The sequence below is a fragment of the Thermopirellula anaerolimosa genome (assembly GCF_054657335.1).
In genome coordinates, this window is record NZ_BAAHYX010000006.1 from 453,531 (window position 1) to 476,132 (window position 22,602).

Annotated in this window: 17 protein-coding genes; 8 read left to right on the top strand and 9 right to left on the bottom strand. The window is 60.4% G+C overall.

Annotation, left to right across the window (positions count from 1 at the left end; translation table 11 throughout):
• Nucleotides 1–76 precede the first annotated feature (76 nt).
• The 3 genes from rpmA to def all read right to left on the bottom strand — a co-directional run bounded on the left by rpmA (nt 77) and on the right by def (nt 2,422).
• Entirely contained in the window at nt 77–328 is a 252-nt protein-coding gene (rpmA, locus tag ACYQ6J_RS07870; protein ID WP_460183632.1) for a 50S ribosomal protein L27, read from the bottom strand.
• 174 nt (nt 329–502) lie between these two features.
• Nucleotides 503–1,459 carry a hypothetical protein gene (locus ACYQ6J_RS07875; protein ID WP_460183633.1) on the bottom strand — a complete coding sequence of 319 codons (957 nt, stop codon included), beginning with the start codon at nt 1,457–1,459 and terminating at the stop codon, nt 503–505.
• Between the two features lie 375 nt (nt 1,460–1,834).
• Nucleotides 1,835–2,422 (bottom strand): peptide deformylase, encoded by a 588-nt coding sequence (gene def, locus ACYQ6J_RS07880; RefSeq protein ID WP_460183634.1) that lies wholly within the window; start codon nt 2,420–2,422, stop codon nt 1,835–1,837.
• A gap of 399 nt (nt 2,423–2,821) precedes the next feature.
• On the opposite strand from def, the gene ACYQ6J_RS07885 reads away from it, so the two are divergent.
• The 6 genes from ACYQ6J_RS07885 (at nt 2,822) to ACYQ6J_RS07910 (ending at nt 9,662) form a co-directional block, all read left to right on the top strand.
• Complete coding sequence (locus tag ACYQ6J_RS07885) at nt 2,822–3,886, top strand: VWA domain-containing protein (protein ID WP_460183635.1); 1,065 nt, start codon at nt 2,822–2,824, stop codon at nt 3,884–3,886.
• 29 nt (nt 3,887–3,915) lie between these two features.
• Nucleotides 3,916–5,007 carry a hypothetical protein gene (locus ACYQ6J_RS07890; protein ID WP_460183636.1) on the top strand — a complete coding sequence of 364 codons (1,092 nt, stop codon included), beginning with the start codon at nt 3,916–3,918 and terminating at the stop codon, nt 5,005–5,007.
• Between the two features lie 52 nt (nt 5,008–5,059).
• A complete protein-coding gene (locus ACYQ6J_RS07895; protein WP_460183637.1) occupies nt 5,060–6,100 on the top strand; it encodes a MotA/TolQ/ExbB proton channel family protein in 1,041 nt (346 codons plus the stop codon).
• A complete protein-coding gene (locus tag ACYQ6J_RS07900; protein WP_460183638.1) occupies nt 6,100–6,516 on the top strand; it encodes an ExbD/TolR family protein in 417 nt (138 codons plus the stop codon). The genes ACYQ6J_RS07895 and ACYQ6J_RS07900 overlap by 1 nt, the downstream gene beginning before the upstream one ends.
• 81 nt (nt 6,517–6,597) lie before the next feature.
• Nucleotides 6,598–7,050 carry an ExbD/TolR family protein gene (locus ACYQ6J_RS07905; RefSeq protein ID WP_460183639.1) on the top strand — a complete coding sequence of 151 codons (453 nt, stop codon included), beginning with the start codon at nt 6,598–6,600 and terminating at the stop codon, nt 7,048–7,050.
• Nucleotides 7,047–9,662 (top strand): hypothetical protein, encoded by a 2,616-nt coding sequence (locus ACYQ6J_RS07910; protein ID WP_460183640.1) that lies wholly within the window; start codon nt 7,047–7,049, stop codon nt 9,660–9,662. The genes ACYQ6J_RS07905 and ACYQ6J_RS07910 overlap by 4 nt, the downstream gene beginning before the upstream one ends.
• A 15-nt stretch (nt 9,663–9,677) precedes the next feature.
• Here the strand turns inward: ACYQ6J_RS07910 and ACYQ6J_RS07915 are convergent, their stop codons facing one another.
• From ACYQ6J_RS07915 to ACYQ6J_RS07930, 4 genes are all read right to left on the bottom strand, one after another.
• Nucleotides 9,678–12,467: a GDSL-type esterase/lipase family protein gene (locus ACYQ6J_RS07915; protein ID WP_460183641.1), complete on the bottom strand. Its 2,790-nt coding sequence runs from the start codon at nt 12,465–12,467 to the stop codon at nt 9,678–9,680.
• 119 nt (nt 12,468–12,586) lie between these two features.
• Nucleotides 12,587–13,933 carry a Gfo/Idh/MocA family protein gene (locus ACYQ6J_RS07920; RefSeq protein WP_460183642.1) on the bottom strand — a complete coding sequence of 449 codons (1,347 nt, stop codon included), beginning with the start codon at nt 13,931–13,933 and terminating at the stop codon, nt 12,587–12,589.
• 127 nt (nt 13,934–14,060) lie between these two features.
• The gene (locus ACYQ6J_RS07925) at nt 14,061–16,355 is read right to left on the bottom strand and encodes an SLC5 family protein (protein ID WP_460183643.1); all 2,295 of its coding nucleotides are present in this window, start codon (nt 16,353–16,355) and stop codon (nt 14,061–14,063) included.
• Nucleotides 16,356–16,607: 252 nt separating this feature from the next.
• Nucleotides 16,608–18,497 (bottom strand): rhamnogalacturonan lyase, encoded by a 1,890-nt coding sequence (locus ACYQ6J_RS07930; RefSeq protein WP_460183644.1) that lies wholly within the window; start codon nt 18,495–18,497, stop codon nt 16,608–16,610.
• Nucleotides 18,498–18,658: 161 nt separating this feature from the next.
• Here ACYQ6J_RS07930 and ACYQ6J_RS07935 point away from each other — a divergent pair, with 161 nt between their 5' ends.
• Complete coding sequence (locus tag ACYQ6J_RS07935; protein ID WP_460183645.1) at nt 18,659–19,432, top strand: hypothetical protein; 774 nt, start codon at nt 18,659–18,661, stop codon at nt 19,430–19,432.
• 59 nt (nt 19,433–19,491) lie between these two features.
• Here the strand turns inward: ACYQ6J_RS07935 and ACYQ6J_RS07940 are convergent, their stop codons facing one another.
• On the bottom strand, nt 19,492–19,998 hold the full coding sequence (locus tag ACYQ6J_RS07940) for an acetolactate synthase (RefSeq protein ID WP_460183646.1): 507 nt from the start codon (nt 19,996–19,998) through the stop codon (nt 19,492–19,494).
• 180 nt (nt 19,999–20,178) lie between these two features.
• On the opposite strand from ACYQ6J_RS07940, the gene ACYQ6J_RS07945 reads away from it, so the two are divergent.
• Nucleotides 20,179–20,679, top strand: coding sequence for an NUDIX domain-containing protein (locus ACYQ6J_RS07945; protein WP_460183647.1), 501 nt, complete (start codon nt 20,179–20,181; stop codon nt 20,677–20,679).
• A 128-nt stretch (nt 20,680–20,807) separates the two neighbouring features.
• On the opposite strand, the gene ACYQ6J_RS07950 is transcribed toward ACYQ6J_RS07945, so the two are convergent.
• Nucleotides 20,808–22,544 (bottom strand): hypothetical protein, encoded by a 1,737-nt coding sequence (locus ACYQ6J_RS07950; RefSeq protein ID WP_460183648.1) that lies wholly within the window; start codon nt 22,542–22,544, stop codon nt 20,808–20,810.
• Nucleotides 22,545–22,602 lie beyond the last annotated feature (58 nt).

The window sequence follows — 22,602 nt, forward strand, 5'->3', positions numbered from 1 at the left end:
GGGCGGCCGAAAACCATCCCCGCAAATTGCACTTGGCCGAAACGCACGTTCGCTTTTTGGGAACCGCGACGGCGCTTCAATTGTTCTGCGGCAGCACGTGTACTCGGCGACCGCCACGATCGAAGGTGACGTAACCATCGACCAGCGCGAAAAGCGTGTAGTCGCGGCCCAAGCCCACTCCCTTACCGGGGTGAAACTTCGTTCCCAACTGGCGAACCAAAATGGAGCCCGCCGTCACGTACTGACCGCCGAAACGCTTCACGCCGCGATATTGCGGATTGGAATCGCGACCGTTGCGACTCGAACCTTGACCCTTCTTGTGTGCCATGGCGACATCCTCGAGCTATATCCCGCCTGATCGTCTGCCGGTGCGGACGGGCGTTCCGATGACATCATGTGGAAAGCAGCAAGAGTTTCGCACTACTCGCTCAGCGGGTCTTCCGCAACCGCCAGGCGTGCCACTCCGACAGGGATTACCCGAACAAGCAGGCGAAACTTATTTTTAGCGGAAAACCCACTCGTAGTCAACCTGCCCGGGGATTCCGAAACGAATCTGGCTTTCCTTGAGGATGAACTCGTCGCCCGGGCGCCAGAAATTCAATTGCAGGCACTTCCGGGTAAAGACGCGACCTTGGCCGATGGGATCTCCCGCCTTGTAGGCACCCGGAGGATCCTGCCAGCGGTACGCATTCGACAAGCCCGAAACAAAAATCGAAAAGCGATCGAGGGAGGGATCGATATCCTCCCAAGTGGCGACTCCCCAGTAGGTTTCGCCTACCGCGATTTGTCGCTCGTTCATTTCCGTGCCGTCGAAGAATCGAATGGCTGGGTCTTCGCGGCGTCGAATCTGGGATACGATAAGGGGATTGGGGCGGTCCGGATATTCCTTCCCGGATTCCAATATCTTCAAGGTGAATCGCGGCAAGAATCGTACCGTTTCCGCGACCTCTTCCACGCGATAAGTCCCGTCGGGCTCGGGGACCGGCTTCAAGGCCTTTCCCGTATTGGTCACGGCGTAAACCAAGTATAGGATGGGCTTGCGTTGCATCCGACCGCTTGCCTGCGGCATGTCCACTTCGATTAGTCGCGGCAGCTTGAATTTGAATTCGAGGCAGTACACCGTCCGACGAAAGTCGCAGTTCTTCGCCCAATCGAATGTCGGGTCCAGTGTTACAAGTTCGACAATGTCCGACCGATTGTGCGTCTCGTCGACCTGGACGTCGGGCGGGATGGTCACGAGCACGCCTGGTGCCAGGATACGCGGAGTACCTTCAATTTGAGATGACGAAGGCGGGACAGGGGCGGTAACGGCAACGGGTGCGGCGGGAGAGGCGGGGGTCGTTTGATCCGCCTCGACCGCAGGGGAATCCTCGGCGGCGGACAGTGCGGCATTATGTCCCCAAAAGGTGCCGGCCAAGATCACCATCCCCAAGAATGCCCGAACCAGCAAATACTTCATTCCGGTTAGCCCTCAAGGCAAGTACTCGGCCGAACCGCCTTCGACCTACGGAGGCACCACGATCGCCCGGGAGAATTCACGATTTCGCTGGCGACCCAACGTCGAAACGAACCGGATTGCGTCATTCCGACGCAATGGTCTCCCGCATAAATCCTAGTTTACTCGGGTTTCCTTGTTTCGCCAAATGTTGCAAGTGCCGTGCGCCGATTTTTCCGAACGATCCCCACTGATCCCGTCATCCCGGACAAAGCCGGTGCCCCGTACGACCACCGCGCCGCATCGGGCCGGATTGGGGCTTCCGATCGGCGGAAAGCCCCAATCGCCGCGAGTGACGGTACCTCAAGATTTCACACGATTGGACGGGGGCGGACTCCGCTAGACTCGCAGCGCTTCCAGATCCGCCAGTCGCCGCATCACGTCTTCCTCTTTAGGTTCCGTGCCCGCGATGACGCGACCGGAGTACTCGCTTTCTAACGCGTCCACTTGGTCCGCCACTGCCCAACGGCGCGTCGGAGTCAGACGATCAATGAAAAGCGTCCCGTCCAAATGGTCGTATTCGTGCTGAAACGCCCGCGCGAAAAGCCCCTTCAATCGCCCATGGACCTCTTCGCCCTGGAGATTGTAGGCCAAAATCTCGATTTCGGCGGAACGTCGCACCACGGCGGAGATGCCCGGCAGGCTGAGACAGCCTTCCTTGTCCTCCTCGTTACCCTTTTTGGAGACGATCTCAGGGTTGATGAAAACGAATTCCTCCTCCTTTTGGCTTGGGTCGCCGGACAGGTTGATGATGAAAAATCGGTAGGGCAAATCGACTTGATTGGCCGCTAAACCGATCCCTCGTTCTTCGTACATCAATTCGAACATCCGACGGACGATGGCCCGAAATTCGGAATCCACCTTTCGGATGGGCTTCGACTTATACCTTAGAGTGGGGTGTGGATAACGAATAACCCTCAAATCCATGTTCGCCTCTACAATTCGTTCCCTTGTTTTGAAGTGCCGGGGCTTCTTCCGTCGAGTTGCCTTAAGATTCATTGCGGTATCGCGAGTTGGTTTGGCCAATTGCCGCGACAGACGCATCAGGGATAGCGATTGTCCCTCGTAAAGGGGGAATTGAACGCGACGAAATCGCGATCTTGCTCTATTATACAGCTAGAGCCTCGGCGTTCCGTTACGGGTTGCCAGGTTCATGATAGCGCTATTTTATCGACCGAGATGCCGCGTGACGGCGCCCTCGATAGTTGAACCGGATTATCAGCTCGGTATGACGCTCGCAGAGGATGGCATTGGCGTTGTTTTCGTCGTACCGGATGCGTCATTCCCACGATTGCCTTCAGGGGAGTTTTCGTCGAATCTCCGACAATGGCGGCGGGACACGTTGTGACACCAAGTTGCGACAATCAGCGCGGACAAATCCTTCAGGCTGCGAGTCACGCGGGCGGTGCCTCGCCGAGCGGACCCCGCTGGGCGATTCCCGCCTGGTTGGTATCTCTTCTTCTCCATTCGCTGGCTTTTGTTGTGCTTGCCTGGTTTTTCAGCGACCGGCGACCCGCCGGATTGAGCGAGGAGCGAGCGGCGGATGTCGGCATCGCATTGAAATATCGAGACGGACCGCGCGACTATTTCATCGACTCGGAATCCGTACGCGAAGCAGCGCCTTCGTCGGCGAATACCTCAACGGGGCAACCGAATCTTGCCGAGATTGCGCAGGTTTCGCCCGCCTTTGATGCCAAGCAGTTCCTTCCGCAATCGCACCTCGGCGGTTTGGGGCCCAGCGCCGCGGAGGAGACCGGCGACGGGGCGCTGAGCGATGCCTCACGCAGCACCGGCGCGGGCGGATTCGGCCGATCTCCGGGAAGCGGCGGCAGCGCCACGCTCTTCGGAATTCGCAGCGAGGGGAGCAAATTCGTCTACGTCTTCGACCGTTCCGGCAGTATGGGCGGAGTGGGCAACAATGCCCTGCAATTCGCCAAACAGGAACTTCTGAAGAGCATCCGAGACTTGCAGTCCACGCAGCAATTCCAGATCGTTTTCTACAATCATGTTCCCGTGGTGTTCAGCCCGTCCGGTCAATCGGGACGCCTTTCGTTTGCAACCGATGAGAATAAGGCGCGGGCCGAACGCTTCATCGCGGCCATTCAAGCCGCCGGGGGGACCGAGCACGAGGCCGCGCTCAACACCGCGATTCGCCTTCGTCCCGATGTGATATTCTTCCTTACGGATGCCGACGAACCGCGCCTGAGCGAAGTGCAAATGGAAGACATCCGGCGTCGGGCGGCGGGCATCATCATCCACACGGTGGAGTTCGGCTTGGGACCGGCAGGCTCGAACCGGAATTTTATCGCTCGGCTCGCGGATGAGAACGGCGGCCAATACGTTTACATCGACATCACCAAGGCCCTTGCCTCGTCGCCTCGCCGCCAATAGAGCGGTCGGAAGACGAACGTCGTGCGTCCATGCTAACGCAGTCTCTCAAGCTATCGCCCGGAATCTCCCCAACTCCGCTCGACGCCATTCGAGGCCGATGCGGTTGGTTGTTGCTCCTTCTCCCGTTGCTTTGCCCTTGTTGTTTCCCTTCGGAGGGGCTTTCCGAAGAGGGTTCACCCGGTCGCGTCGAACCTGCGCAAGACGTCGTCGTGATTCGTGGGAGCAACGGCGAAAAGGTGAAATTGACCGGACAAGTCATCGAATACACGGGGGACGGTTTGCTATTTCGTCCGCGAGTGGGGACGGACCGTACCATCCCGGTGGAGCAAGTCCTCGCAGTGGAGACGAATAGACGGCCGAGTTTCCTCGAGGCACGAAAAGAAAAGGACGCCGGCAGAATCGAGAAGGCGATGGCCTTGCTGCGCGACTCGATGGACGCGGAGACTCGGTCGTGGGCACGGCGGGAAATCGCTGCGGAGATGGTGCGTTGTTTGCAAGCGGCGGGCAACGACTTGGCCGCGTGCGACGTTTTTTTGAAACTTATCACAGAGGATCCGCGGACGCCGTACATGGATTGCATCCCGCTGGCGTGGTCACCCGACCAACAATCGGCAGCGACCGAAAAGGCCGCCGCGGGTTGGATACGCGACACTCGACCGGCGGTTCAACTGCTCGGCGCGAGCTATCTTCTGTTGGGACCGGGAGGAGGCGAGGCGACCGCCCGATTGCGGAACCTGAGCCTTGGGCGAGACGGAGATTCGCGGATCGCCTTGATGGCCGGAGCTCAGTTGTGGCGGACACAGGCTCTGACCGCGTCGCCCGAGGATATCGAGCGATGGGAAACGATCGCCGAAAAACTGCCTTTAGCCTACCGCGCTGGGCCGTATTATGTGATTGCATCGGCGTGGGCGCACCGCTACCGATCCGACCGCGCTGCGATCTCTTACCTAAAGGTGGGGCTGTTGTGCACAGACCCTCGGCCTCTGATTGCCAGGTCTTTGTGGGAAGGCGCTAACGCCCTGGCAAAGACCGATTGGAAGGACGATGCTGCCAGGGTTGAGAGCCTAAGACAAGAACTGAAACAACGGTTTCCCGAATCCTCCTGGACGCGACAACCGTAGCGATACGATGAAAGAGAGAACCTGGGGTCTGCGGCACGGAACCAGAGGTGACATGAATACCGTCAAAGCGATGAGTCGAATTTTTTCCTCGGTGTTGCTGGCTCTAGTTGTCATCGGGAGTTGGTCGGGTTCTTGCCTGACTTCGCCCTCCGCGGTCGCCGCTGGGAGCGTCGATTACCCGGTCGCTGCGCGCGTTGGGGCTTTTATTGCGGGAAGCCTCGAATCGGCGCCGATCTTGCCGCTGCCTCCACCGGGGACCGCCGCCGAGAACAGCGGTTCCTCCGCTCCCTCCGGTCCGCCGCCTGTTGCCCAGGCGCCGACCGCTAAGCCGGATTCCATTGCGTCACCTGGATTGAATGTTCCGGAGACCGTCGCCGCACCGCCAACCGACCGGGGCGTCGCGGAGTCGTCTTCTCCGAACTCGGAGTCGAAACTCAGTTTGTGGGGGATTCTAAAGGCGGGCGGGACGGTTGGATTCTTGATCATACTGTTGTCCTTGGCCACCGTGGCTTTGGCCGTCGAACAAGCCCTGACGCTGCGGAAATCGATACTCATTCCCGAGTCGCTCGCGACGCAGGTCCGCAGCGCCTTGGCTGCGCGCGACGGAAAGCAAGCCCTCGAACTGTGTCGGCAACAACCTTGCCTTTTGTCGCATGTCTTGTTGGCGGGCATGGCCGAGTTGGAGGCAGGCTGGAGCGAGGTGGAAAAAGCCGTCGAGGATGCGTTGGCCGAACAGTCGGCCCGGTTGCTGCGGAAGGTGGAATATCTGTCGGTCATCGGGAATCTGGCCCCCATGCTGGGGCTGCTGGGCACGGTGGTTGGCATGATCCTAGCCTTTCGCACGGTGGCGGAAACTCAGGGGGCGGCGCGCGCGGCGGATTTGGCCGAGGCGATCTATCTGGCACTCGTCACCACGGTTGAAGGCTTGATCGTGGCGATTCCCGCCCTGGCCCTTTACGCCTACTTTCGCAATCGCACGGACGAAGTGACGGCGGAGGCCGCAAGCTTGGCGCAGCGTACTCTGCTGCCTCTGAAACGACGGCGATCATCCGTCAAGCCGCCGGCCGCGCCGGTCCCGGAAGGAGGTCGCTGATGCGGGCGCCATCCGTGGTCGGCCGACCCTCCGTGCGCATGAACATGACGCCGATGATCGACGTCACGTTCCAGCTCATATTGTTTTTCATTTTGGCCGGCCATCTGGCGCAGCAAGAGTCGCCGGTGGATCTGCGGTTGCCTACCGCCGCGACGGGTGAAAAGGCAAAGGAATCCGAAACACGCCGCATCTTGATCAATATCACGCCGACTTCCCAAGTACTGGTGGGTGGCCGGGTTGTCGATGAGACGGGCTTGCGAAGGGTGTTCGAGGCGGAAGCCGCGCGGGGGGGCGATTTGGAGGTACGAATCCGAACCGATCGCCGGGCGCCTTATGCTGCGGTGGCCCCCGTTTTGGTCTCGTGCGCCAGAGCCGGTATTTGGAATGTGTCGTTCAGTGTGGTGGAGAATGACTGAATCGTTGCCGATCATTTCCCGACGCAATCCGCGCGTTTGTTGTTGTGAACCGCGACGGCAACGAGTCAACTAGGCGATCTCATGGTCCGTCTTCGACTTGCGATCCATAGCGGAACGGCGCCCCTTGATCTGCCGATGACGCCGATGATCGACGTCGTCTTTCAGCTCATCATCTTTTTCCTGTGTACGACTTCTTTTCAGCCGCTGGAACTGAGGCTCCCCAGCCCTTTGAATCTGCCCGGCAGTTTGGGAGAAGCCGCCGCCCTGCCTCCTGAGTTGGAGCACTTGACGACCATAGTGATCCGGATGTTGCGCGAAAATGGGACGACGATTTTCATGCTCAATCAGCAGCGCTACGGATCGCTCGACGATGTCAGTCGCAAGCTGCGGGAGTTGGGAAGCATTCGGCGCGATCTGCCCGTCATTCTCGATCCGGCGGGAGAGGTTGCCATGGAAGATGTGATTCGCCTCTACGACGTCTGTCGTGCGGAGGGTTTCCGTCGGATTCAATTCGCCGCACCGGTGGAACCGTGAAAAAGGTTCTGGTCATCTTTTGGGTTACCTTGCTCCTCGGCCTATTCGGTCTCACGTCCGGAAAGGCGTTCGGGCAGAGCGTCGCCGTTGCCGATGAAAGCGAGGTCGATCGCCGATTTGTCGAGGCCTTGCGAGAGCGGTTTCTCTTCCAAACCGCCGAGGAATACTGTCGCCTTCGTTTGGCCGAAAAGGACCTCTCGGGCCGCGGGCGAGCACTCTTGTTCGTTCAATACCTCATCTGCCTCAGGGACCACGCCGAGTCCCTGCCTCCTCCGCGGAGAGATGAGCTATGGGAATTGGCCGCACGAACGACCAGGGAATTCTCGTTTTCGGAGTCGGTCGGTGATGACGCCAATTGGGCGACTTTGCAATTCGCCTTATTGCGGATTTCTCAAGGGCGACTCTTGCGAGAGGAACAGGAGTTGTTCGGAAGGCAGGGGGCTTCCACCGGCGGTAATCAGAGCGGCGAGATCGAATCGGTGCGGGCACCCCTGCGCGAGGCGATCCGCGACTTGCGAGAACTCGAGAAGGTCACTGCGGAAAAGCTGCAAGCAGTTGCCGCTGCGTCAGTGCCCACCACGTCCGAGGGTGTGTGGAGCGAAAGCGAATGGCTGGGATTCGAGAAGACCGTCCAATTCCACTTGGCGGCGGCTGAAATGGAACTGGCGCTGACCTATCCGGAGGATGGCCCGGATCGCGCCGCGGCGTTGGCCGAGTCGCAACGGCGGTTGCAGATTCTCGCGCAACTTCCGCCGGATCACCCTTTGGCTCTTGACTCCCGACTGGCTCTGGCTCGGGCCTGTCGCCTGTTGCGACAGTGGGACTTGGCGCGGGCTGCTCTGGCGGCGATCGACGAGACCTCGCTTTCACCTCGAGCATTGCTGCGGGTGCGTGCCGAATCTCTTCGCTTAGCTCTGGATTCGGGAGACGCAGCGACCGTCGAACGCATCCTTTCGCTGGGGCGTGAGTACCGGGGAGAGACGCTTTCCGCGTACGATTTCGCCCTGATGGAAGCCTATTGGACGCTGCGGAATAGCGCGGAAAAGGAAGAACGACCGACGGAACCTTGGAATCTCAAGATCGTGGAGATATTGGACGCCCTTCGCCAGGGGGGCGATCCTTATTGGGTACGGCGGGCCGAGTTATTCCTCGCGGGGCGCGGCGGATCAACGCTGGGGGACGATGACGCCATGAGCGCCGTAGCGGCAGAGAACGCTTTCCGCGCCGGTCGGATCGAGGAAGCTTTGGCCGGCTATGACCGGGCGCAAGCGGCGGCGGCACGCCGTGGAGGCGCAGTCGACGCCTTCCGCTACGGCCTGACCGCCGCCGCGATAGCAAGCGATCGGGGGGATCACCGGGAGGCCTTTCGTCGATTTGCCGAGTTGGCTGACCGCTTTGGCGACCAACCGCAGGCGGCGGAGGCGGATTTGATGGCGATTCATCACCTTGCAGTCCTCGTTCAGTCCGACCCCGCGCAATACCTCGACACTTTCCTCTCGCGCATTCGTACCTTCTTGAGCCGACACCCCGGCCATCCCAAGGCCGGAGAATTGCGTTTACGCTTGGCGCAATCGCTCGAATTGATGGGAAAGCGGCGGGAAGCGGCGGAGGAGTATTGGCAGCTTGTGCTTTCATTGCCAGGGCCGACGGACCCTCAAGAGGAGGCGGATCGAACTCGGCGATGGTCGGCGATGGACGGTTTCGCCCGCTGCGAAAGCGAGTATTTTCAGTCCATCGTTGCCGCAGGGAAAGATCCTGCCGCCGAAGTTGCGGAAGTTGCCGCACGACTGGACGCTTGGGTTCAACAGGTGCGGCAGGCCGACTCGGGCGACACGGCGATCCGCGATCCCGCCGTACGCGAAGCGATTCGGCTTTCGGCTCAGATGCGACTCGAGCATCATCTGCCCGCGCAGCAGGCCGCAGCAGGGCTTGCTACGGCAATCCAAGAGGCGGAATCGGCACAGTTGCCTCAACAGGAGTACGCCGAGATCCTTTTCCTGGCCGCCGTCGCTCGTATCCTGTCGGGCGACCGTACGGTGCCGCCGCTGAGTCCGGGAAGTTGGGACGCGGACACTTTGCGACGGGTGATGCAAAGCGGCGATTGCGTGCTTCAAGCGATTACGGACGAAGCGGCGAAACGCAGACTGGCCGAGTTTCTCGTGGGGTTGACGGACGGCCTGGAAGCTTCACGGCGGTCGTCGTGGACATCGGCGGAGCGGCAGGCTTTTGGGGAGAGTCGGGCGAGATGGTTGACCCTCGCGCGCCGGTTGGATGCCGCTTTGCAAGCCTACGGCGAGTTGGCCGAGCGATTGCCCGACCGCGGTGATATTCAAGAGGCGATGGTTCTCCTCTTAGTGCAAAAAGCGGATACGGCTTCGCTCGAAGCGGCGTTGAACCGACTCCTCGAATTGACGCGGCGAAGCCCGGAGGGGTCCGCGCGTTGGTTTCGCGCGAAGTACCTGACGGCGTGGTGTTTGGCACGACTCAATCGCCGTCGACAGGCCGCCGAATTGATCGCCGTCGTGGAGACCCTCTATCCCGACTTGGGCGGGAGCGAGACCCGGGAACTCTTTTTGCAACTCAAGCGGCAGTGCGAGGCCGCGAGCCAATGACCGGTGTGTGAATCGCTACTTCGCGGCGCCGACGATTTCAGCGACCTTTTTGCGCAGCAGGTCGTTCCAAATCTCATAGCCTCGCTGATTGAGGTGGAGGCCGTCTTCTCGCAAGAGGTCGCCGCGCGGAAAACCCTGATCATCGAGCATGGGCTTTTCGACGCTTAAGAAATGAACGTCTTGTTCGGGGTGGTTCTCCGCCCATTCCTGAATCTTTCGATTGGCCTCACGGATCTTGTCGATCAAACGCCATCGTGCGACGCTCGGTTTGATGCCGACGAAGATGATGGGGGCACGCAACTCTGCGTCACGAAGCTTCTTGACAAAGGTCTGGAATCGTTCCAGAACCGTGTCAGGATCAACCCCGGAGGCGAGATCATTGTCGCCCGCATAGAAGACGATGAGTCGCGGCCGATATGGTAGGACGATACGATCGGCGAAATGCGTCACCTCGTGGATTTGAGAGCCTCCAAAGCCGCGATTGAGCGTGGGCCATTCCGGAAAAGATTTCGCCGTGTCCCATAGCCGAATACTGGAACTGCCCACGAAGAGCACGGGGTCCTTGGGCGGCGATTGTAGCCGGTCTTGCTCTTCGAACTTTCGGATATCGGATTCCCAGCGGGTCGGATCGCTGGGACGCCCGGATTTTTCCGCGGCGGCAGGCTCCGCATCGGTCGGAGCGGGTTTTTCGCGGGGGCCTATCTGCTCAAACGGCGGGATGCGAAAGCCCGGCAACTTCGCGAAGACGGGTGCTTGCGGGTTCCATCGTAATTGGCCGTTCGGGTCGAGCAGGCCGCTGTCGTCGGCGGTGCCTAAGACGAGGTTTTCCTCGACGTTAATATAGGGGCGGGCCTTGGCCTCTACCGATTCCCAAGTGCCGCCCAAGCAAAGGTTGTGACGAATGACATTGCCGCGCGGCGCGGCCGGTTCTTGCTCCAAAATGGGAGGCAAGTCGGGATAGCGACCGGCCCAGAGGGTGTTCTGATAGGGCATGGCGCGGAGTCGCTCCGTCATCGTCGTATCGACGTGATACGACGCCCAACCCATGGCCCGGGCATCCACGTGAACCGCCGGTTTGCAATCGATGAACAGGTTATTTTCGACGAGGTTGTCGCGACCTCCGCCGATGAATGCGGCGCGAGTGACGCGAACGAAGATGTTGTCGGCGATCACCGTCCCGCAAAACATGTCGTCCAGATACACGCCCATGCATCCGCGATTTTGGAAACCTTGGATGTCGTGGAAATAGTTCTTCTCGATCCGCGTGCCGCGCATGGTCCAGTCTCGCCCGGAATAGACGGCACCGGCGTCGTTGGATTCGAGGCAAACGTGGTCGATTTCGTTGAAGGCGATTAGGTGGTCGTTGCCCGAGAATCCGACCGCCTGATGAGGAGCATGGTGAATGTGGTTGTGGAGGACGCGTTGTCCTACGCCGCCGATGGAAACGCCCGCTCGATACATGGGGTAGATGCGACCGTAATCGGAAATCTCGCAGTCGGTGACTTCGTGTTCCGAAGGAGTCAGGGTAGGCCGGTCGCCGCCGTCCAGGCTGACGCCGCCCTCTCCCAAAAGATAGAGTCGAGACCGCCGCACGGCGCACTGTTCACCGCCGCGGACTTGCACGCCCCAGCCTCCGCCGTTTTGCAATAGGCAGTTTTCGACGGTGACCCGGCGACTGTCGCGGATGGCGATCATGGTACCCCTGGCATGCTCCAAAATCAGGCCCGAGAGCGTGAGGTCTTCGACATTGTCAACTTCGAAAAGCGTCTGCAATATGGAAACGGTGGGGCGTCCGGATTTCAGAACGGCGTCCACGTCCGCGGTCTCTTCCATCGGCGGTAGAAAGTAGAGGACTCCCGACTCGCGATCCAAATACCACTCGCCGGGACGATCGAGTTCACACAGTAAATTGAAACCGTAGAACCACTGCCCCTTGCGGTAACCGTAGGTGTGATACGGGGGCCGAACCTCGATAATTCGCTTTTCGGGATCGATCGACGCCACGGAGTGGCGCTGGTCGGACCAGTCCCAAAACCAGTAACCGTGGACCCAAGGATCTTTTTCTTCCGTCCATCGCGAGGGACGATCGCCCTCGAAAACGAACTTTCCGACCTTGTCGCCGGGAATACCGTGAATCTTCATCGGTTGTTCCCCGAGGATATCGGCGATGTGCGTGAAACCTTCGTTGGGCCAACGCGCAAGCGTCATGGGGCGGTCGTCGAAGAATAGTTCCAATCCACCGCCGCCGGGCGAACCGAAATCGGTGATCCCCAAGTCCTTGAGAGAAGTTTGGCGCACGCGATCGCGCACCTCTTGGGGCAGTCTTGCTTTCACTTTGGGATCGGTGATCGGTTGCCACGCAGTCAGTCGCCGACCGCCGCTGAGGCGAACCTTGCCCGGCACGGCGGACCGAATGACGAGCGGAGGAAGGGGCTTGTTTTTGCCGGAAAGGGCTACCGTGCCGTCCAACGCATACTCGCCCGGTTGAATGACGATTTCCACGCGGGGCGTGTTCGCGGGTAATGCCGCCGCCAATGCAACGGCACGACCGATGGTCGCCACCGGTCCGTCTCCGGCATCCGGGTTGGGACGCTCCGATCGACCGGCCCAAGCATCGTTTCCGTCCACGGAGACATGAATGATCGTCGCCGTCGACTCGCGTGCATCGGTCGATCGGTCCTGCCGTCCGAAAAGAACCGCCAAAAAGAACGGCGCCAAATACAATGCAAGGAGTCGGGACGGAAGTGCCTCACGTCGGCGAGCCGATCGGGCATTTCCAGCCGGGCGTACGTAGTGCCGCTGCATGGTGCCATCTCCATTTTGGAAAACCAGACGTCGCTGCGTGCGGCGCGCCGATCTCGTGACCCGACTATCTCGGGTTCCAAGGCGCCGCAGTCGATAAACTTATTCTGCGATGTGCGGGATCAAATCGCTTCCGGGGTAGGGTGTTGCCAAGGCTCGCGGTAGGGGCGGGCCAAGCGTCGGTTGGCCTCTTCGTCCCCTGGGACTTGAAGGCGGTCGGAGTCCCAGGTCAGGGATCGCCCCAATTCCAGTGCCAGATTGGCGAGGATGCACGAGGACGACGAGATGAATCCTTGTTCGATGTCGGCTACCGGTTGCTCGCGAGAATCCACACAATCCAAAAAGTTGCGAACGTGCCGCCGCAGGGCGGGCGCAACATGCCGTTCCAGATCCTTCTCGGTCTTGTCTTCCGGATACTCGTCCAGCTCGTAAACGACATCCTGATGCACGACATCCCCGCGTTGCGGAATGAAATCGTAACGCATGACGCTTGCCTTGAGGGTGCCTTTGTCGCCATAGAACGTGGCCCCCCAAGGATAATCGCGATCCGGCGTACTCCCCCAAGTTCGATGTTGCCAAACCACGGTCACATCACCGAAATCGAAGGAGGCAAGCTGCGTGTCGGGAACGTTGGCCTTGCTCTCCTTGTCAACGTAGATTCCACCGCTCGATGCGATCCGCTGCGGCCAGCCCAATTCCAGCATCCACCGCACCATGTCCAACATGTGGACGCACATATCACCTAGGATTCCGTTGCCATATTCCTTGAAGGAACGCCAACGACGGGGGTGAAACAGCGGATTGTAGGGACGCAGCGGGGCGGGACCCGTCCAAAAGTCCCAATCCAGGTAATCCGGCGGATTCTCGTCCGGCGGGTTTCCGGAGGTTCGCATATGGTAGTAGCAGTAGACTTCCACCAAGCCGACCTTTCCGAGTTTGCCCTCGCGAATGATGCGGTCGCGGGCGTCGATGAGGTGCGGTGTGCTGCGACGCTCCAAGTTGATTTGGACGACGCGCCCATACTTGCGGGCGGCGGCCAACATTGCCGCTCCTTCGATGACGTCGGTGCTGATCGGTTTCTCGCAAAAGACGTCGGCGCCGGCCTTCATGGCGGCAATCGCCGCCAGGGCGTGCCAATGATCGGGCGTAGAAACCAGGACGACATCGAATTCGTTGTCGGCCAGCATTTCGCGGAAGTCGCCGTACGTCGCGGGCTTCTTGCCGGAAGGTTGGCGTCCTGCCACAATCTCGGCAGCCTCCGCCAGCATTTGCTTGTCCACGTCCGCCAATGCCACCACTTCACACGGTTCCACTTGCAGAAACCGCAAAAGGACGCTCTTGCCGTACCAACCGCTTCCGATCAATCCGAGCCTCCGGGGCTTGCGGCGCGTCAGGCCGACGGCATAGCCCGGTGCCGTGCCCACAAGCAAGCCTGCCGCCGTCGAGGTAAGGAATTCGCGTCTCTTCATCGTCAGGACTCCTTCGCTCCATTTCATGACCGGAGCATCTCTCCGGTCGTTTCGTGTCGTGCGCCCCCCGATGAGCAGTTTAACGCCCGACAGGGCCCGCCGAAGTGGCAACGTCGTGCCGAAAACGCTAATTAATCTTGGCGACCTTTTCGGAGGATCGCAATTCGAGCACCTGCAATCCACCGTTCGGTTGAGCGATCAAGACCGCCTCGGGAGTACGGAGGTTCTCGGGAATTTCCGTTGCTCGGCGGATTTCCACTTTGGCATCGGCGGGCGAGATCCATTGCTTCTCGACCTCTCCTACGCGCCACCGAAAGATGCGGACGCGGCCATGAAGCCCGTTGCTTGCCGCAGCGTTCTCGGCAATCGTTTCAGTGGTTTCCGAGACCTCTTGGCCGTGGGGAATCCAGGCGACTATCTTCTCTGCGGTATGGACCTCGCCGTTTTGGTTCGCTTGGGTTTGAAGCTCTACGATATAATCCCGTGCCGGCGTTAGGTGCATTCGAAGGACGGTTCCCGCCGGAGCGCCGCCCGCTCTCTGCGCGGTCCCGTACGTCAATTTGCCGTCGAGGCCGATGAAAAGCGTGTCGTCGAGGAGCGGATTCTCGGTTTGCAGTTCCACTTTGCTTCCCACGAGCGGCCGGCCGTCGAGCAGGAGTTGGGCCTGAACGGGATAATACGGTTCGCCGCCCGAAAAGGCCCAGTATAGCGCCACCATCACCACGACCAAAACCAGCGCGAAGACGCGAAAGTCCATCAGCCCTCGCCAGGCTCCTTCCGCGCGGAGGGCTTCCCACGGCGTCCTCCAGACCAGAGATTCACTCTCCGGGGTATGGCGATGCGGGAAAATGAACGACAGCAGCACGATCGCCACGGATTCCGCCGCAAAAAGAATAAAGGCCATGAAGAGGCTATTGATCGTCAAGACCTTGGACAGGGTTAGCAGAAAGACCACCAAACCGACCAGCGAACCGCCTACCAGCGTGATGAATGCCGCACGCGCGGAGGTTCCCCGCCAGAACACGCCCCAAACGAAGGTCACGGCGGTCGGCGGCGCGACGACGGGAAAGACATCGACCATGGCTTGGAAAATGGTGGTGTCTCGTTGCCCCAAGGCCATCGTCCATGCGATTGCCACGCACATGGCCACGAAGGTGGCGAAACGTCCGACCCAAACCAGGTTCCGTTCCGAGACGTCCGGCGTCCAACGCTTGTAAATGTCGTAGCTGAAAAGCGTCGCGATGGAGTTGAGCGCACCGGATACCGTGCTCATGAGGGCGGCCAAGAGGGCGGCGATGACGATCCCTCGGAAGCCCGGATTGAGCATCGTTTTGATCATGTGGGTGTAAGTCTGCTCGGTATTCGGCGACCCATCCGGCAGTTCCGGCAGGGGAGGCAGTTTGCCCGTGTTCACCAAGCCGAGGCAAATGACGCCGGGAAGAACGAACAAAAAGACCGGCAGTATCTTCAGAAATCCCGCGAAGAGCGGGCCGATTCGGGCGTGGTTTTCGTCTTTGGCTCCCAGCACGCGCTGCACGATGGTTTGGTCGGTGCACCAGTACCAGATTCCCAACACAGGATAACCCAGAAAGACCGCGTACCAGGTGATCCCGGTGGGGTCCGCCGAGGAGCGGAGGATCGTGAGATTCACGGGGTGAACGCTCTCCACCAACGCGTTCCACCCGCCTATCATGTGAAACCCGATCCAGGTGATGCAGGCGGCGCCGACCAACAGCACCACGGTCTGGATCGTTTCCGTCACCACCACCGCCAGCAAACCGCCGACGATCGTGTAGATCGCGGTGGCGCCGGCCATGGCCAAGACCGTCCAGAATCGGTATTGTTCCGGGGAGTCTACGAAGGCCGCCAGGACGGTGCCCTCCAATACGATGGCGCCCGTCAGTAGGGAAAACCCGATATGGACGACCACGGCGGAGAAAATCGACAGCACGGCCAGATAGTCGCGGCACGGGCGGTTGAATCGCCGTTCCAAAAAGTCGGGCAGCGTCGCCACATTGGCGCGCAAATAGAAGGGCGCGAAAAACAGGGAGAGGATCACCAGGGTGAACGCGGCCATCCACTCGAAATTGCCGTAGGTCAGCCCTGACGTGTAACCGTTCTGGGCAAAGCTTACCAAGTGAATCGTGGAAATGTTCGTGGCGAATAGCGCCATCCCGATCATGGGCCAGACCAGGGACTTACTGGCGAGAAAATAATCGCTACCTTTCGATTCGCGGCGTCGCAGGCCCGCCAAGCAACCCAGCAGCACAATTCCAAACAGATAGCCGCCTACGATCCAAAGGTCCAGGGCGGACATGGTGACGTGCTGCGGTGCGGTCGGCGGCCCGCCCGTTTCGGCGAAGGCTTGGGTGGATTGGGTCAACCCCAGCAGAATCATCGCCGTCGTCATGGCTCGGACCATAGCGCGAACGCGGTTTCTTCCGAAACCAACCATGGGTGCAAAACCTTTCTCGCCTTATGCAAAAACCGAAAGGAAGTTGGATTGCGATATTGCCGTGAATCGTGTTCTGCGAAACCCCGAAATATCATGCCCGGCGGGACGGTGCGAACTTCGTCTGCAACAGGTCGCGAACGCGGCAATGCGGCCCAATGTACTCCGGTTCTTTTCCGACCGCAAGCGTCCGCGTTTGTGCCTTACGAATCGCGTCGCCGGTCAAGGATTGAGCGGGGATGAACCACCCGTTGCTCCGATCCGGGGAGGCGAAGCCATGCCCTCGCCCAGGAAGAAGCCGGGATGCGGCGGTTGATTGTAACCGACATTCTGGTGTGCAACCGCCACACGATAAACGGGATTCTGCATCAGTGTGACGAAACGATGCGTTGTAGCGTGGGGGGAGATGAACAGCAGCAGGCGTTTCCCATCTCTCGACGGCCAGAGTACTTCCTCTCGCCAGTCTCCCAGGATGTCCGCAACCAGGCTGGGGTTCCCCTTGGTTCCGTTGATGGAAACACAGCCAAAATCGGCCGCATCGAGCAACAAGTGGCAACTCTCGCGCTGCGGTACCCATTTTTCGATCTTGGTGTGGTCCAGCAGTTCACGTAGGAGATCGCCGTCCCACCACGCGCCCATGTTGCACGAGGGCGGGCTTCGCTCGGCAATCCGTCGCCCGTGGCAATCGTACAGGCCTTTCAACCCGGCGCCGAAGGCCCAGCATTCCAGGCCGCGGTATCTCGGATCGATGTCTAGGGCCAAGCCTCGACCGACGTCGCGAGACGCTAAGCCCCACAGCACCTCGCCGGTCGCCGCGTCGCGCAGGTTACAGGCGTACGGGTGCTGCGGGCGTTCGTGGATGGCGAAGACCTCCAAACCGGGTCGATCGGGATCAATGTCCGCCACGTGAATGGCGTCGCCGTGACCTAGGCCGGTGCTGTACAGCGGTTTGCCCGTGTCATCGATGGCGCACGCTCCGTAGATAATCTCGTCGCGCCCGTCGCCGTCGACGTCCGCGACGGCCAAATTGTGATTGCCCTGACCGCGATACTCCGGACGCGGCGAGTCGGGGGCATCGCTATCGAATACCCAGCGGAGGGTGAGTCGCGACGCTTTCCAGTCCCAAGCAGCCGAGACCGTGCGCGTGTAGTAGCCTCGGGCCATCACCACGCTGGGTCGGCAGCCATCCAGATACGCCACGCAAGCCAAGAATCGGTCGGAGCGGTTGCCGTAGTCGTCGCCCCAGTCTCGGACATCGCCGCGAGGCGGGACGTAAGGCTCGCTCGCCAAGGCTTTTCCCGTTTTGCCCGAGAACACGGTCAAGAATTCCGGGCCGGCCAAGATCAGGCCCTGGGCGTCTCGGTGGTCTGCGCCGGGATCGCCGAGGACCTGGCCGGTGCCGTCGATCGTACCATCGGAGGTGCGGCAAACCACTTCGGCGCAGCCATCGCCGTCCAGGTCGTACACGATAAACGGGGTATAGTGGGCGCCTTCGCGGATGTTTGGCCCCAGATCGATCCGCCACAGGAACCGACCGGTCAGGGTGTAAGCCTCCAGCTTCGTCCTGCCGGTGGGACCTCGCTGTGAATTGTCCTTCGGTCGCATCTCTTGCTTGAGGATGATCTCGTAGGTTCCGTCGCCGTCGAGATCGCCCACGGACGCATCGTTGGGAAAGTGCCCGGGCAGGGTTTGCAGGGGTATCTCCAGATAAGGCTTTGCGAGCGGGGCAACGGGACGCGACTGTTCGCTCGCTTTCCCGTCGGTCCACGCCTCGACGACGTATCGGCCAGGCTCGCTCGGCGGGGCCGCGTCGATGAAGAACGTGGCATGATCAAGCGCGTGTTCGGTCAATCGGATCATGGTGTCGTCACCCGTGGTCCGGTAAACGTGAAATTGCGTCGTCGGCGAATCCGTGCCTAGCAACCGCCAGGAAATCGCAATCGTTCCGTCGGGGCGAACGACGGCGACGACGCCGCGATCCAGTCGCTCCATCAGGCGAACGGGTTCGTTTCCCGAGAGCGGTGACGGGGCCGAAAAGACTACCGCGATAGGTAGAAGCCAAATACTACGCAAAATTGGCTTGCGCAACGGGGCCTGAATGTGATGAACCATATCAAAGTCCTGAACCGCCTTCTAAGGCCGAAGGTGCGAAAAACGATAACTCGGTAGTATTTGCGGACTTGGATGCCGAACGTACACTGAAAGGGAGGCAGGGACCGTTCACTTCTCCGGCAGAGGGCGGCACATGGCCGCAACTGCGAGGTTCTAATCCCATGAGCATCGAATTTCTTTGTCCCAACGGGCACCGCATCCGCTGTTCCGAAGATCGGGCCGGCAAGCCCGCCAAGTGCCCGCGCTGCGGGATTAAGTTTCTGATTCCTACCTTAGAGGAGATTGCCGCCGCGGAAAAGGCGGAGGAATCCTCGGCAAACCCGTCGGCGGGAAAAGAAGGAAAAATCGAGTTTTTGTGTCCCAACGGCCATCGCCTGTTTGGGCCGGCTGATTTGCAGGGGAAACCGGGGAAGTGTCCGGAGTGCGGTAGCACTTTTCGTATCCCCAGCTATGAGGAGTTGTCGGAAATCGAACAGACGGCGGCCACTCAGGTGTCCGTTGCGGCCGACTCGGCGATCGAAGCCAAACGGAATTCGCTTGCGGTGGGACAGGGCTTGGGTGATTCCGCGGTCACAATCGACAGCGGTTTGCATCTGGACCTATCGGGCGGACGGTTGACGGGGGACTCCCAACGGGCTTCCGGATCTCGGGCGAAGGGTGCGGGCGTCGCGGAAAACGGCGGTATTTCACTGGCCGACGTCTTTCGGAACATTTGGGAGGCGAAACCGTCCGGGGCGGAGCTGAGGGTCGAGTTGGAGGGCGGGCGATCTCTGTTGGTCGAGCAGAATTTTTCAGCGTGGAGTGGGGAAAAGCTGCTCGTGGTGCGGGCGGAGGAGTCGCCCTACGGCAAGGGACTTGTGGTGGTTCCTTGGTCGGCCGTGAGGTTGGTGCACGTCAAAGGGATGGCGGAACCGCCGCCGGGACATCCCGCATGAATCAGCGGAGGCTCGGCGGGAGGGCGGGGGCGACGCACCCAAGCCGCCCACGCCGAAAGTCAGTTGTCGGATTCCTCTTCAGGACCGAAAAGATCGTGCTCCGTTAATAGGTGGAATCCTCGTTCGCGGAGGATTTCGCAGGCGGCAACCACGTCATTCACGGTGACAATCGCGATGGAATCGCTCTTGCCCGTCGTGGCGATGACCTGTCCGGCATGCACCTCCACCTTGTCCCGGGTCAACGGCAAGCAAATCTGCAACAAGGGCTGCGGGCCGGGGCCGAGCCGCACGGCCAACAGACGGTTTTCCACGATCGGTAAACCTGACCGCTCGAGGACCTCTCTGCCGGTGGAAGACGGATGCAGAATGAATCGGGCGATGGTATATCCCAACTCGCGTTGCAAAGAAAAGCTCACGAGGCGGCAATTGCGAGCTTCAAAACGCCGCAATAAATCCGCCAAACGGGAGGGGCCGTCATCCAGAAACACCGTGAATTGCCGTACACCCGGGTAGGATTCCCCGGACTTGCCGGTCTCGTTCGTGTCCTTATTCGGGACTTCGGGCATGGCTTCCTCGATTCTTCGTGGCGAGAGAAGGTTATTATAGATTCCGCGGGAGCGGTGCGACGAGTAGGTGGCAGCCGCCTTCACCGTCGAGTAGGAAACGGAAAAACCGGGAGATGGTGACGGGCAAACGTCTGGATACGGCGCGAGCCTGCGCTTCGCTGTGCCGGAGCGTTGGGCCGCGTGAACCAAGGTTGGGAAAGCGCCCGCCGAGGCAAAGCGAAACTCAGCGAGGGGATCGCGTTTTTGGTCATGTCTACGCCCGATCAGGATCATCGCGGCACGAGTCGCAGAGGCGTCGTGGCCGTGATTCGACGCGGTCCGCGGTTCCTCATCATCCGCCGCGCGGCGCAAGTCGCAGCGCCGGGAAAGCTGTGCTTCCCGGGCGGCGGCATCGAACCCGGTGAGACCGAAGAACAAGCCCTTGTGCGGGAACTATTGGAGGAATTGGGCGTCGGCGCCGTGCCTCGTCGCCGACTGTGGCGGCGAGTGACTCCCTGGGGTGTTGATCTCGCCTGGTGGTTGGTGGAACTCGATCCCGAACAGCGTATCGTGCCCAACCCAGCCGAGGTCGGCGAGTACTTTTGGCTTACGGCGACCGAATTGGAGCACCGCCGGGACCTGCTGGAGAGCAACCGCCAGTTCCTGTCCGCATGGAAGAACGGCGAGATAGATCTTGCCTAGAACGAGATGCCCGTTGAAGGCAAACGTCCGCGCCGCTCGCAGCCGCTCAAATGGCGGTTGATTTGCGGATTGTCTTGCCCAATACCGAAGCCATGCCTGCCGGTCACCGTGTGACGACGGATCGACCGCTATCGGTAAATGACGTTGCTCTGCGCGGGCAGGTGGTCACCAAAGGGCAGAACTTGGGGCTTCGCTTGTTCGGTTGCCGCCGGTGTGGCCGATTCCGTCGGAGCACTACGCGAGGTCGGACGATACTCAGACGGGTTCGCGGCACTTGGTGGAAATGCCTCGATGCGTGCCGGTTTCGGGGAATTCGGGGAAGCCAATCCAGCCTGCTCGATCGCATGACCGGGTTGCAGGCGGGCAGGCATCCCGCCGTTGTTGGGGGCGAAGCTGTCCTGATTGCTGGAAGGAACGGGGATGAGTTTGCCGCTTTCCAGGGTTATGGAGTGTTCGCTTTCCGCGCTCTTGCTAAACGATTCAGGGAAGAATCTTCCATTTTCATCCGCCAAAGGCAACTGAACCGCTCGGCCCTGGGCCTCCCATGCAATGGCTGACTGAACCAAGCCCGGTTCCGAGATTGCCGAGGCGGTCACCACACCGTCCGATGTGCCGGCCGATGATTCCATCGCGACCGCCGGAGACACCGCCTGCAGCAATTCGGGAGGGATGCCGCCCGGCATGTCCGCCTGGGCGTCACTTGGGCCGGTCGGTTGTTTCTCGTCGCCGTCTTTTCGCGTCACGGCGAATACCCAGTCCACCAGTTCACGATACTGTCGCGCGGAGGTGCCGGAGAAAATCGGCGCACTGGTGCCGCCGTGGGGTCGGGTTGGCACAGCCAGCAGCGGACTTGCGCCGGGGTCTTCGAAATTGATCCAACGGAACACGACTTCGAGATTGTGAGCGGTTTCCGATCGCGTGGCAGGCCGACCGAATGGGATCCGAATCAAGCGGCGATCTTCGGGAGAGTTCACGCCATGGCAGCCCGCCGTGGCACATTGATTGCTTAAAATCGGCTGGATGACTCTGACAAAATCGGGTCCGGCGTTTGCCGGCAGACCGCGAAGAAGGACCGACGGATCGCTTCGCCGAACCGGAGGGGCGGTCGCGCTGGGAGCATCGGTAATTCTGATCGATAGAGAAGGCCGATCGTCGCCGATTTCTCCGCGGGAGGGTGTCGGCGACGGCATCTTGGGTGAATCTACTCCGCTTGCTTGGGCCAACCACGAAGGCAGGGGTAGCGAATTATTGACGGAAGCGGAAAACGGATCGATCCCTTGCGGAGGCGACGATTCCGGTCTTTGCGATTGACGAGGGAGGTCGGCAACGGTCGCACGGGACAATTCAATCCGTCGTTCCGCTAAGCCGATCATGGGGTGGTCGGGCCGTAGAGATCGAACGATCTGCAATTCTTGCCGCGCCTGCTCCGTGAGGCCGTGTTCCATGCACCAAACGGCCAGTTCCAGGTGGGCATCCGCCTCGCCCGGCGGTAAGCGGTCGCGTTGTCTCAGGTATAACTCCAAAGTGGTACCAGCTACTTCCAAGATCTCCCGCCTTGGGACGAGGATTTCGCCGTAGCGGACCGCGATGCGGACATTGTCGCCATCGTCCAGCAAGCTACCTACGATGACGGCGCCGTTTCGCAGGAGAACCGCTTGTTCGGCGGTCGAGGGCGACTCAGTAAGGGAGACGCGCTGCTCGGCGCGGCCATCATCCCGGTACGCACACAGTGAGGCAAGAACGACAAGAGTCGCGCACACTGCGCCCCGGGGAACTCGGAGGCTGGTAGAGGCGGGCGGAGACAGGGAAGCTTGGACCTTCCGCAGGGCGCGCAACATCTGGTATGGATCGAGAATGGTGCTCATGATGGAGGAAAAGTACCGAATTTTTGGCGAGTGCCGCAAGGGCGATGATGAACGCCAT